At 72.6% G+C, this 12,501-nt stretch carries 9 protein-coding genes; 4 read left to right on the top strand and 5 right to left on the bottom strand.

The genetic code is table 11. The features are described from left to right. Window positions 1-71: 71 nt before the first annotated feature. On the bottom strand, window positions 72-1,124 hold the full coding sequence (locus tag AB0F40_RS10445; RefSeq protein WP_357466404.1) for a LacI family DNA-binding transcriptional regulator: 1,053 nt from the start codon (window positions 1,122-1,124) through the stop codon (window positions 72-74). Between the two features lie 166 nt (window positions 1,125-1,290). On the opposite strand from AB0F40_RS10445, the gene AB0F40_RS10450 reads away from it, so the two are divergent. The 4 genes from AB0F40_RS10450 to AB0F40_RS10465 all read left to right on the top strand — a co-directional run bounded on the left by AB0F40_RS10450 (window position 1,291) and on the right by AB0F40_RS10465 (window position 6,399). Next, on the top strand, window positions 1,291-2,160 hold the full coding sequence (locus AB0F40_RS10450) for a sugar ABC transporter permease (RefSeq protein WP_357466514.1): 870 nt from the start codon (window positions 1,291-1,293) through the stop codon (window positions 2,158-2,160). A 3-nt stretch (window positions 2,161-2,163) separates the two neighbouring features. After that, window positions 2,164-3,093 (top strand): carbohydrate ABC transporter permease, encoded by a 930-nt coding sequence (locus AB0F40_RS10455; protein ID WP_357466406.1) that lies wholly within the window; start codon window positions 2,164-2,166, stop codon window positions 3,091-3,093. A 76-nt stretch (window positions 3,094-3,169) separates the two neighbouring features. Further along, window positions 3,170-4,510, top strand: a complete 1,341-nt coding sequence (locus AB0F40_RS10460; protein WP_357466407.1) for a sugar ABC transporter substrate-binding protein — start codon at window positions 3,170-3,172, stop codon at window positions 4,508-4,510. A gap of 92 nt (window positions 4,511-4,602) precedes the next feature. Further along, window positions 4,603-6,399: a beta-galactosidase family protein gene (locus tag AB0F40_RS10465; RefSeq protein WP_357466409.1), complete on the top strand. Its 1,797-nt coding sequence runs from the start codon at window positions 4,603-4,605 to the stop codon at window positions 6,397-6,399. Between the two features lie 141 nt (window positions 6,400-6,540). On the opposite strand, the gene hutI is transcribed toward AB0F40_RS10465, so the two are convergent. From hutI to AB0F40_RS10485, 4 genes are all read right to left on the bottom strand, one after another. Beyond that, window positions 6,541-7,785: an imidazolonepropionase gene (gene hutI / locus AB0F40_RS10470; protein WP_357466411.1), complete on the bottom strand. Its 1,245-nt coding sequence runs from the start codon at window positions 7,783-7,785 to the stop codon at window positions 6,541-6,543. Further along, the gene (locus tag AB0F40_RS10475; protein ID WP_357466413.1) at window positions 7,782-9,203 is read right to left on the bottom strand and encodes a formimidoylglutamate deiminase; all 1,422 of its coding nucleotides are present in this window, start codon (window positions 9,201-9,203) and stop codon (window positions 7,782-7,784) included. Before AB0F40_RS10475 ends, hutI begins: the two co-directional genes overlap by 4 nt. A gap of 76 nt (window positions 9,204-9,279) precedes the next feature. After that, complete coding sequence (locus tag AB0F40_RS10480; protein WP_357466516.1) at window positions 9,280-10,776, bottom strand: Zn-dependent hydrolase; 1,497 nt, start codon at window positions 10,774-10,776, stop codon at window positions 9,280-9,282. Between the two features lie 32 nt (window positions 10,777-10,808). Continuing rightward, window positions 10,809-12,482 (bottom strand): urocanate hydratase, encoded by a 1,674-nt coding sequence (locus AB0F40_RS10485; RefSeq protein WP_357466415.1) that lies wholly within the window; start codon window positions 12,480-12,482, stop codon window positions 10,809-10,811. Window positions 12,483-12,501: the final 19 nt, after the last annotated feature.

A 12,501-nucleotide genomic window follows, 5' to 3' on the forward strand; every position in this document is an offset into this window, starting at 1 on the left:
GCCCTCTGATTGCGCCATCAAGCCGATCCTACGGGTCTCAGGGTGAATGCTCGGAACCGGACAGGCAAGGCCTATCTCGGCGGGCGCGGTGGCGCGGTGCTCTCCCGGGTCTTGAGCTCCACCGGCACCACCTCGTGCAGGTTCGCGGAGTCGGCGTCGTCCTCGATCTCCCCGGTCCGCACCTGGTGCAGCAGCCGGGCCACTAGCCGTCGGCCGATCTCGTCGAAGTCCTGCACCACCGTCGTCAGCGGCGGCCAGAGGTACTCCGCCAGCAGGATGTCGTCGAACCCGACCACCGAGACGTCGCGCGGCACGGCCCGGCCGGCCTCGTGCAGGGCCCTGAGCACGCCGGCGGCCATCTCGTCGTTGGCGCAGAATACCGCCGTGACGTCCGGGTCGGCGACGAGGCCGCGCCCGGCGGCGTAGCCGGAGGCCGCCGTCCAGTCGCCCTCGACGATCTCGGGGACCGGGCAGCCGGCCTCGCCGAGCACGACGCGCCAGGCCTCGGCCCGCAGCTGGGCGGGCGCGGAGTCCGCGGGTCCCGCGACGTGGTGCACCGTCCGGTGCCCCAGGTCGAGGAGGTGCTGGGTGGCCCGGCGGGCGCCGTCGGCCTGGTCTGCGCCGACGGCGGGGTGGTGGCCGACGAACCGGGAGTCCGACACCACGACGGGCATCCGGGGCGGCAGCGCGAGCGTGTCCGGCGTCGCGGTCTCCGCCCGGATGATCACCAGCCCGTCGATGGCCTGGTGGGAGAGCCGGGTCGCCGCAGCGGAGACGACGTCGGACGACGGGCTCTCGACGTCGATCAGCGTCACCGTGTAGCCCTCCTTGCGCGCCGCCTCGACCACCGCCTCGACCGTGCGGGACTCGCCGGTGCGGGCGAGCCGGTGGGCGATCACGCCGATGGTCCGGAAGCTGCCGTACCGCAGCGCCCGCGCCGCCGTGTTGGGCGCGTAGCCGAGCTCCGCCATCGCCGCCAGCACCCGGTCCCGGGTCGCCGGCCGCACATTGTCCAGACCCATCGACACACGGGAAACCGTCTGGGTCGACACTCCGGCGAGCGCGGCCACGTCGGCCAGGGACGGACCTCTGCCCTCCACGGCATCCACCTCCTCGTGATGCATCGCCGCACCAGCGCTCGCTTGACACCTCGGGTAACTCACGAGCACCCTAGTCCGCGTCACCATGTTTACGTCAACACGACGACATGCTGACCCTCATCCGTGTAAGGAGCGACTTCCCTTGACCACGCTCGCATCGCCTCCGGCCGTGCCCAGGACCCAGGGACGGATGCGACGTCGCACCCGCTGGGCAGGATGGGGCTTCGTCGGTCCCTTCATGGCTGTCTTCGCCCTGGTCTTCCTCGCGCCCATCGTGTACTCGCTCTACCTGAGCCTGTTCCAGACGCAGCTCGTGGGCGGCACGTCGTTCGTCGGGTTCGACAACTACGCCCGGGCACTCAGCGACCCACAGTTCTGGGACGGTGTCGGCCGGGTCACGCTGTTCCTCGTCGTCCAGGTGCCGCTGATGCTCGGCATCTCGCTGCTGGTCGCCCTCGCCATCGACAGCGGCCGCCTCTACGGGCGGGACTTCTTCCGCCTCACGATCTTCCTGCCGTACGCGGTGCCGGGCGTCGTGGCGGCGCTGATGTGGGGTTTCATGTACGGCGACCGGTTCGGCCTGGTCGGCAACTTCAACGACCTGTTCGGGACCAGCATCCCGGACCCGCTGGCGTCCGTCCTGTTGCTCCCGGCGATCGGCAACATCGTGACCTGGCAGTTCGTGGGCTACAACATGCTGATCTTCTACTCCGCGCTGCGCGTCGTACCGATCTCGCTGTACGAGGCGGCAGAGATCGACGGCGCGGGACCGTGGCGCGTGATCTCCGCGATCAAGGTGCCGGCCATCCGCGGCGCCCTCGTGGTGGCGACGATCTTCTCGATCATCGGCTCGTTCCAGCTCTTCAACGAGCCGAGCATCCTGCAGTCGCTGTCGCCCAACTACATCTCGACGCACTACACCCCGAACCTGTACGCCTACTCGCTGTCCTTCTCCGGCCAGCAGTACAACTACTCGGCCACGGTGGCGATCATCATGGGCGTGCTCACGATGCTCGTGGCCTACGTGGTGCAGCTGCGCGGCATGCGCAAGGAGGCCTGAGCCATGAGCACCAACGTCCTGCTGAACGCGCCCACCGTCCGGACGCGGCGGCCCCGCCCGCGTCTCCAGCCGCGCCGCACCTCGCACGCCCGGCCGACCCGCAGCGTCCTGCTCACCGTTCTCACCGCGCTGGTCGGCATCTACGCCCTGGTCCCGCTGGTCTGGCTCGTGTTCAACGCGACGAAGACCCAGCCCGACCTGTTCAGCTCGTTCGGCCTCTGGTTCAGCGGCGACTTCGCCCTCTGGGACAACATCGTCGGCGTCGTCACCTACGACGGAGGCGTGTTCCTGCGCTGGTTCGGCAACACCCTGCTGTACGTCGTGGCGGGCGCGGGCGGTGCCACGCTGCTGGCCCTGCTCGGCGGCTACGGCCTGGCGAAGTTCAACTTCGCCGGCAAGCGTGCGGTGTTCGCCGTCGTCATCGGCGCCGTGGCCGTCCCTGGCACCGCCCTGGCGGTGCCCACGTTCCTCATGTTCGCGAACATGGGGCTGACCAACACGCCCTGGTCGGTGATCATCCCGTCGCTCATCTCCCCGTTCGGGCTCTACCTCATGTGGACGTTCGCGGCCGACGCCGTCCCGGACGAGATCATGGAGGCCGCCCGGATCGACGGGGCCGGCGAGGCGCGCACGTTCTTCCAGGTGGCCCTGCCGATGCTGGCCCCCGGCATCGTGACAGTCCTGCTGTTCACCGTCGTCGCGACGTGGAACAACTACTTCCTGCCGCTCATCATGCTGCGCGACCCGGACTGGTACCCCCTGACCCTGGGCCTGAACGCCTGGAACGAGCAGGCGACCACGGCCGGCGGCGAGGCGATCTTCAACCTCGTCATCACCGGCTCGCTCCTCACGATCCTGCCGCTCATCGCGGTCTTCCTGCTCCTGCAGCGCTACTGGCAGTCGGGTCTTGCCGCCGGCAGCGTCAAGGAGTGAGCACCACCCCGCACGGCCGTTCCCGACGGGACGACAGAGACCTGATCCGACTGACGATGAAGTGAGAGGAACCACCATGACCATCCGCCACCACCGCGCCGCAGGTGCGCTCGCCGCGGCGAGCGCCCTGGCGCTCACCCTGACCGCGTGCGGGTCCGGGTCCGACGGCGGAGACGCCGCGGAGGCGATGTCCCCCTCGGACATCACCGCGGCGCTCGAAGAGGGCGGCGACCTGCTGGTCTGGGCCTGGGAGCCCACGCTGGAGAAGGTCGTCGAGGACTTCGAGGCCGAGTACCCGAACGTCGACGTCGAGCTCGCCAACGTCGGCACGGGCAACGACCACTACGTGGCCCTGCAGAACGCGATCAGCGCGGGCTCGGGTGTGCCCGACGTCACGCAGATGGAGTACTACGCCCTGCCGCAGTTCTCGATCGGCGAGTCCCTGGCCGACCTCGCACCCCTCGGCGCGAGCGAGCTGGACGGCACCTACTCCCCCGGCCCGTGGGGCGCCGTGACCGAGGGCGACGCCGTGTACGGCCTGCCGATGGACTCGGGCCCGATGGCCCTGTTCTACAACGCGAAGACCTTCGAGGAGGCCGGCGTCGAGGTCCCCGCCACGTGGGAGGAGTTCGTCACCGCGGCGGAGAAGCTCCACGCGTCCGACCCGAACACGTACATCACCGCGGACAACGGGGACGCCGGGTTCGCGACGTCGATGATCTGGCAGGCCGGCGGGCACCCGTTCGAGGTGGACGGCACTGACGTCACCGTGAACCTCGCCGATGAGGGTTCGGCGAAGTTCACCGAGATGTGGCAGCAGATGCTGGACGACGACCTGGTCGCGACCGTCCCCGCCTGGACCGACGAGTGGTTCCAGGGCCTCGGCAACGGCGAGATCGCCGCGCTCGTGACGGGCGCGTGGATGCCCGCGAACCTCGAGTCCGGTGCCGCTCCGGCGTCGGGCGACTGGCGCGTGGCGCCCATGCCGCAGTGGACCGCCGGCGCGAGCGAGACCGCCGAGAACGGCGGCTCCGCGCTGTCGGTCACCGAGGCGAGCGAGAAGAAGGCGCTGGCCTACGGGTTCCTGGAGTACGCGAACGCGGGTGACGGCGTCGCGACGCGCCTGGAGGGCGGCAACTTCCCGGCGACGCTCGCCGACCTCACCGACGAGGAGTTCCTCGCCGAGGAGTCCGAGTACTTCGGCGGTCAGAAGATCAACGAGGTGCTCTCCGAGTCGGCCACGAGCGTCGTGAGCGGCTGGCAGTACCTGCCGTACCAGGTCTACGCGAACAGCGTGTTCCCCGACACGGTGGGCCAGTCGTACACGGGCTCGATGCCCCTGTCGGACGGCCTGGCCGCCTGGCAGCAGTCGATCGTCGGCTACGGCACCGAGCAGGGCTTCACCGTCAGCGAGTGAGCCGCCCGGCAAGCAACCGGTGACGACGGCGGGGGCCTTCCCCGCCGTCGTCCCGCTTCCCCCCATCACGACAGCACTCCGAGGAACCACACATGCCCACGTTCGACATCGGACCCGAGGACTTCCTGCTCGACGGCGAGCGGACGCAGGTCGTCAGTGGCGCGCTGCACTACTTCCGCGTGCACCCCGACCAGTGGGCCGACCGCATCCGCAAGGCCCGGCTCATGGGCCTGAACACCATCGAGACGTACGTGCCGTGGAACTTCCACGCGCCGGAGCCCGGGGTGTTCGACCTGGACGGGCGGCGCGACCTGGGCCGGTTCCTCGACCTGGTGGCCGCGGAGGGCCTGCACGCGATCGTGCGGCCCGGCCCCTACATCTGCGCGGAGTGGGACGGCGGGGGCCTGCCGGCCTGGCTGCTGGCCGATGACGCCGTCGGCGTGCGTCGCCACGAGCCGCGGTTCCTCGACGCGATCGGCAAGTACTACGCGAGCCTGCTGCCGCTGGTGGCCGAGCGTCAGGTGACGCACGGCGGGCCGGTGCTGATGGTGCAGGTCGAGAACGAGTACGGCGCCTACGGCGACGACCCGCTCCCGGAGCGGCAGAGGTACCTGCGCGCCCTCGTGGACCTGGTCCGGGACCAGGGCATCGACGTGCCGCTGTTCACCTGCGACCAGGCGAACGACGAGATGCTCGCCCGCGGCGGTCTGCCTGAGCTGCACAAGACGGCGACGTTCGGGTCGCGCACCGCCGAGCGGTTCGAGGTGCTGCGCAGGCACCAGCCCACCGGCCCCCTGATGTGCATGGAGTTCTGGAACGGCTGGTTCGACTCGTGGGGGCTGGAGCACCACCTGGCGCCCGCCGAGGCGAACGCCACGGACCTGGACGAGCTGCTCGCGGCCGGCGGCTCCGTCAACCTGTACATGTTCCACGGCGGCACCAACTTCGGGCTGACCAGCGGCGCGAACGACAAGGGCATCTACCGGCCCATCACGACGTCGTACGACTACGACGCGCCGCTCGCCGAGGACGGCAGCCCGACCGCCAAGTACTTCGCGATGCGTGACGTGATCGCGCGGCACCTGCCCGTGCCCGACGACGTCCCGGCGGCGCCGCGGCCGGCCCCCGTGCTGGACGTGGCCCTGACCGCCCACGTCCCCCTCGCCGATGCGGTGTCCTCGCTCGTGCGCGGCGCCCTGCGGACCTACGACCACGCGCCGACCATGGAGGAGCTGGGCCTGTGGTCGGGCTTCACCGTGTACCGCACCCGCATCCGCCCCGACGACGCCGTCCTGACCGTCGACGAGGTGCGCGACCGCGCCGTCGTGCTGCTCGACGGCCAGCCGGTCGGCGTGCTCGACCGTGGGTCGCACACGTTCGCCGTCGCCCTGCCCGCCCGCGCGGGCGAGCTGACGCTGCTGGTCGAGAACCAGGGGCACGTCAACTACGGGCCGCGGATCGGTGAGCCCAAGGGGCTGATCGGCACTGTGCGGACCGCCGTGCGCACGGTGGACGAGTGGACGGCCGGCGCGCTGCGGGTCGAGGACGCGGCGGACCTGCTGCGTTCGGCGCTCGACGTGGCCGTCCCGGGCAGGGCGAGCGCTGGTGCTGCGCGGGCCGCCTGGGCCGGCCTGTACCGGGGCACGTTCGACTCCGTCGCCGGAGCCGACCACTTCCTGCGGCTCGACGGCTGGACCAAGGGCCTGGCCTGGGTGAACGGCGAGCTGCTTGGCCGCTACTGGAGCCTCGGCCCGACGCACACGCTCTACGTCCCGGGACCCCTGGTGCGGGGCACCGCCAACGAGCTCGTGCTGCTGGAGCTGCACGGCGCGGCGAGCGCACGGGCGAGCTTCGTGCCCGCCCCGGCGCTCGGCATCACGGAGCAGTAATCACAGAGCAGTAGGCCGGTCGCGCGGCGTCCGAAGCCCCCACTCTCTTCGAGGCCTAAGTTACTTCGCTTTCAGCGGACTCAAAGCGAAGTAGCTTAGGCCTCGAAAGGACTTGGGTGGCCCCGTCCCCGATCACCGGGGTCACGGCCAAGCCTGGGTTCCGTCCTTCCAGACCTGGTGGACCAGCGGCACGCCCGGGCGGTAGGCCAGGTAGAGGTGGCTGGGGGCGTCGAGGACCGTCAGGTCTGCGCGGGCGCCGACCCGCAGGTGTCCGACGTCGTCCCGCCGGAGCGCCGCCGCCCCACCCGCCGTCGCGGACCAGAGCGCCTCGGCGGGGCTCATCCGCATCTCGCGCACCGCGAGCGCCACGACGAACGACATGGACGAGCTGTATCCGGAGCCGGGGTTGCAGTCGGTGGCGAGCGCGACCGGTACACCCGCGGCGAGCAGCCGACGCGCGTCCGGGTAGGGCGACCGGGTGGAGAACTCGACGGCGGGCAGCAGGGTCGCGACGGTGCCGGATGCCGTCCAGGACCCGGCCAGCGCGTCGACGTCGGCGTCGGACAGGTGGGTGCAGTGGTCCACGCTCGCCGCACCGACCTCGACCGCCAGCCGCACGCCCGGACCGGGTGCGAGCTGGTTGCCGTGCACCCGGGCGAGCAGTCCGGCCCGGATCCCGGCGGTGAGCACCGTCCGGGCCTCGTCCTCGTCGAACGCGGTGGGTGCGGCGGGCTCGCAGAACACGTCGATCCAGCGAGCGTGCGGCGCGCAGGCGGCGAGCATCGGCCCGGTCACCAGGTCTACGTAGGCGGCGCGGTCGTCGGCGTACTCGGCCGGGACGGTGTGCGCGCCGAGGAACGTCGTCTCCGGCGTGAGCTCCCGGGCGATCCGCAGCATGCGGGCCTCGGTGGCGACGTCCTGCCCGTAGCCGCTCTTGATCTCGACGGTGGTGGTGCCCTGCGCGAGCATCTCCCGCACCAGGGCCTGACCACGCGCCCGCAGGATGTCCTCGCTCGCGGCCCGCGTGGCGGTGACCGTGGTGGCGATGCCGCCCCCGGTGTACGGCTCGCCGGTCATGCGTGCGGCGAACTCCGCGGCCCGATCCCCCGCGAACACCGTGTGCGAGTGCGAGTCCACGAAGCCAGGGAGCACGCACCGCCCTCCGACGTCGACCGCGACGTCCGCCGCCGGTGCCGCAGCGGCAGGCCCCGTCCACGCGATGCGGCCGGCCTCCACGACGACGGCGGCGTCCGGCACCACGCCGAGCCCGCCCGACCCCGCTCCCGCTGGTCGAGCCTGTCCTCCCGCTGGTCGAGCCTGTCGAGACCCACCGTGCTCCGGGTCGTTCGTGACCAGCTCGCCGATGTTCGTCAGCAGCACGCTCATGCTTCGCTCCCCTGTGTCGTCTCCTGGCCTGCGGCCGCCCAGACCTCGTCGATCACGTCCGTCAGCATGCGGGCGACGTCGCCGGCCCGGTGCTCGCCGTCCCACACCACGAGCTCCCCGCGGGCGACGACGTCGGACACGTCGGACGCGCCCGCCACCAGGATCGCCTGCGCCGGGTCGATCCCCGCGGTGCGCGCCGTGTCGAGACGCACCGCGACCAGGTCGGCGGGCGCGCCCACGGCGATGCGGCCGGCGTCCGGCCTGCCGAGCGCGGCGTGCCCGGCCGACGTCGCCAGCTCGATCAGCGTCGCGGGGTCGAAGGAGCCGCGCCGTCCGGTCGCGAGGCGCTCGTGCTCCTCGACGCCGCGCGCCTCCGCGAGGACGTCGGCACCCACGTGCTGGTCCGTGCCGACCGAGAGCGGGCTGCCCGCGCGCAGCAGCCGGACGCCGGGGGCGATGCCGTCGGCGAGGTCGCGCTCCGTCGTCGGGCAGAGGCAGACGCCGGTGCCCGAGGCGCCGAGCAGCGCGACGTCGTCGTCGGTCAGGTGCACCGCGTGGACGGCGGTGGTGCCGGGGCCGAGGGCGCCCGCGTCGTGGAGCAGCCGCGTCGGGGTGACGCCGAAGGCGGCGAGCGCCGCCTCGTTCTCGCCCGGCTGCTCGGACAGGTGGACGTGCAGCGGCGCGCCGGCCTGCTGCGCCCAGCGGGCCACCCCGGCGAGCTCCGACGGCGCGACGGCGCGCACCGAGTGGGCGGCGGCGCCGACGAGGACCCGGTCGTCGTCGGCCCAGGCGGTGCGCAGTGCGTCCAGGCGATGCGCCCAGGCCTCGACGGTGCCGTCGCCGAAGCGCACCTGCTCCGGCGCGAGCGGCTCGTGCCCGGCCGGTCCCAGGCCGCCGTGCAGGTAACAGGTGTCGAGGAGCGTGAGGTGCACCCCGGCATCCCGGGCTGCGGAGCGCAGGGCCTCGGCCATGGCGTTGGGTCCGCCCTCGTGCGCCGGGTGGGGTGACCCGTCGGCGCGGTGGTGCACGTAGTGGAACTCGCCGACCGCGGTGGTCCCGCCCAGCGCCATCTCGGCGAAGACTGCGCGGGCCAGTCGCTCGTACAGCGTCGGTGTCAGTGCGGCGGCCAGGGCGTACATCCCCGCGCGCCAGGTCCAGAAGGACCCGCCGTCCGCGTGGGTCCGCCCGCGCAGCGCGCGGTGGAACGCGTGCGAGTGCGTGTTGGCCAGGCCAGGGAGCACCAGCCCGCCCAGCCGCACGTCGCCGTCCGACGCCGGCGCGCCGGGCTCGACGGCGACGATCCGACCGTCGACGGTCTCGACCCGCACCGACTCGACGACACGGCCGGGCCCCCGGTCGCTGCCGCGGACCCCATCGCCGCCCCCGGACAGCCACGCCCGCTCGCACCAGAACGTCATCGTCTCTCCTCGCACTCTCGGTCTCTCCTTCGAGGCCTAAGTTTCTTCGCTTTGAGCCCCCGCAAAGCGAAGTAACTTAGGCCTCGAAGGGGGATCCGGACGGGTTCGGGCGGACGGAGGGGTCCGGATCCGTCGGTGGTCGTTCACCTGTCAGCAGGTCCTTGAGGACCGTCGTCAGGGCGCGGACGCCGGCGTCGCAGTCGGCGGCCTCCGCGTATTCGGCCGGCGAGTGCGAGATGCCCGTGGGATTGCGCACGAACAGCATCGCCGTCGGCACGCCGGCCGCGGCGAGGATGCCGGCGTCGTGCCCGGCGCCCGTACCGATCACCGGCGCGGGCAGGGCTGACCCCGGCCGGCCGACGACGTCGGCGAGCCGTGCCGCGAGCGCCGGGTCGAACACGGTGGCGGGCGTCCAGGACTCCCGCACGGCCCTCCACCGCCCCCCGCTGCCGCCGACTGCAGACTCCGTTGCGGCCCCGCCGAGTGCAGAGTTGGTCGCGGTTACGGTGCCTGTATCCGCAACGAAGTCTGCACTCGGCGTCGCCGCAGCGAAGTCTGCAGTCGAGCCGGAGGTCAGGGTCGTCAGCACCCGGCGGACGGCGTCCTCGGTCTCCGCGCGGGCGTCGATCCAGGCACGGACGCTCGACGGGATCGCGTTGACGCCGTTCGGCTCGACGTGGACCTTGGCCAGCGTCGCGAGCGCCCCGGCGTGCTCGGCGGCGGCACGGACGTCGGTGATGAGCCGCGCGAGGTCGAGCATCGGGTCGTGGCGGTGGGCCAGCGGTGTGGTGCCGGCGTGGTTGGCCTCACCCGCCAGGTCGACGCGCCAGCGGCCGTGCGGCCAGATCGCGGCGCCGACCGCTACGGGCGCCTCCTGGTCCGCGGGCAGGTCAGCGAGGTAGCGCCCCTGTTCCACGTGCAGCTCGACGAAGACGCCGATCCGCGCGAGCGCCTCGGGGTCCCGCCCGTAGTGCTCGAGCAACACTCCGCTGGTCGAGCCCCCACCGCTGGTCGAGCCGGTCGAGACCCCGCCGACCTGGTCCGGTCCCGACAAGCTCGACCGACGAGCCGACCCGACCCGCCCCAGCACGTCCGCCAGGCTGTCCCCCGCGGCATCGCGCAGGGCGAGCAGCTGGTCCGCACCGACCGTCCCGGTCACCGCGCGCGAGCCGAGGCACGCGAGCCCGAACCGCGCACCCTCCTCGTCGGAGAAGTTCACGATCCCGAGCGGCCGCTCGGGGCGCACACCCGCAGCGCGCAGGGCGTCGAGCGCCGCGAACGCGCTCGCCACCCCGAGCGGACCGTCGAACGCGCCGCCCCCGGGAACGGAGTCGAGGTGGCTGCCGGTCACGACGCCGGGACCGTCGGTGTCCGGGTCGCCCCACCACGCCCACTGGTTTCCGGCGCGGTCGACCACCACGGAGAGCCCGCGCGCGGCGGCCTCGGCGGCGAACCACTCGCGCAGGGCCAGGTCGTGGGCGGTCCAGGCGAACCGTTCGTACCCGCCGGACGGCGCCCGCCCGACGTCGGCGATCGCGTCGAGCAGCCCGCCCACCGACGTCGTGCCACCCACCGACGTCGCTCCAACCGGCCCACCGGGACCCGTCACGGCGTCTCCCGCATCGGCACGCGCAGCCCACCGCGCTCGGCGGCTCCGACCGCGTCGTCGTACCCGGCGTCGACGTGCCGCAGCACGCCCGTCGCCGGGTCGTTCGCGAGCACCCGGGCCAGCTTCTCCGCGGCGAGCGGCGTGCCGTCGGCCACGGAGACCTGGCCGGCGTGCAGCGACCGGCCCATGCCGACGCCGCCGCCGTGGTGGATCGAGACCCACGTCGCGCCGGAGGCGGTGTTCATCAGGGCGTTCAGCAGCGGCCAGTCGGCGATGGCGTCGGAGCCGTCCGCCATCGACTCCGTCTCCCGGTACGGGGAGGCCACGGAGCCGGAGTCCAGGTGGTCGCGCCCGATGGCGAGCGGCGCGGAGATCTCCCCGGACGCGACGAGCTCGTTGAACCGCAGACCCGCCACGTCCCGCTCGCCGTGCCCGAGCCAGCAGATGCGGGCGGGCAGGCCCTGGAACGCTACCCGGTCCTGCGCGGCGCGGATCCAGCGGCCGAGGTGGTCGTTGTCGGGGAAGAGGTCGAGCACCGCCTTGTCCGTCACCGCGATGTCGCGCGGGTCCCCGGACAGCGCCGCCCAGCGGAACGGGCCCTTGCCCTCCGCGAACAGCGGCCGGATGTACGCCGGGACGAATCCCGGGAAGTCGAACGCCCGGCCGTACCCGCCCTGGCGGGCCTCGTCGCGGATCGAGTTGCCGTAGTCGAACACCTCTGCGCCCGCGTCCTGGAAGCCGACCATGCCCTCGACGTGCCGGGCCATCGACTCGCGTGCCCGGTCGGTGAATCCCGAGGGGTCCTTCTCCGCCTCCGAGGCCCAGTCCTCCAGCGCGACGCCGGACGGCAGGTACGACAGCGGGTCGTGCGCGGACGTCTGGTCCGTGACGATGTCGATCTCGACGCCGCGGCGCAGCAGCTCGGGCACGACGTCGGCCGAGTTGCCGACCACGCCCACCGACAGCGCCCGGCGCTCCTGCTTCGCCGCCAGCGCCAGTGCGACCCCTTCGTCCAGCGACGAGGCGACGACGTCGAGGTAGCGGGACTCGACGCGGCGGTGGAGGCGGGCCGGGTCGACGTCGACCACCAGGCACACGCCCCCGTTGAGCGTCACCGCGAGGGGCTGGGCGCCGCCCATGCCGCCGCAGCCGCCGGTCAGGGTGAGCGTTCCGGCGAGAGTTCCGGAGAACTTCTTGGCGGCGACCGCCGCGAACGTCTCGTAGGTCCCCTGCAGGATGCCCTGCGTCCCGATGTAGATCCACGACCCTGCGGTCATCTGCCCGTACATCGTCAGCCCGAGCTGCTCGAGCCGGCGGTGCTCCGGCCACGTCGCCCAGTCGCCCACCAGGTTCGAGTTGGCGATCAGCACGCGCGGCGCCCACTCGTGGGTCCGCAGCACGCCGACGGGGCGGCCCGACTGCACCATCAGCGTCTCGTCGTCGCGCAGGTCGGTGAGCGAGCGGACGGTCGCGTGGTAGCTCGGCCAGTCCCGTGCGGCGCGGCCGGTACCGCCGTAGACGACCAGGTCGTCGGGCCGCTCGGCCACCTCGGGGTCGAGGTTGTTCATCAGCATGCGCAGCGGCGCCTCGGTCTGCCAGCTGCGGGCGGTCAGGGTGGTCCCCCGCGCGGCCCGGACGCTGACGGGCGTCCCCCGGTCGAGCTTCTCCATGGCGTGCCTCTCCTTGGTT

The organism is Promicromonospora sp. NPDC023987 (assembly GCF_040639055.1).
Lineage (GTDB): Bacteria > Actinomycetota > Actinomycetes > Actinomycetales > Cellulomonadaceae > Promicromonospora.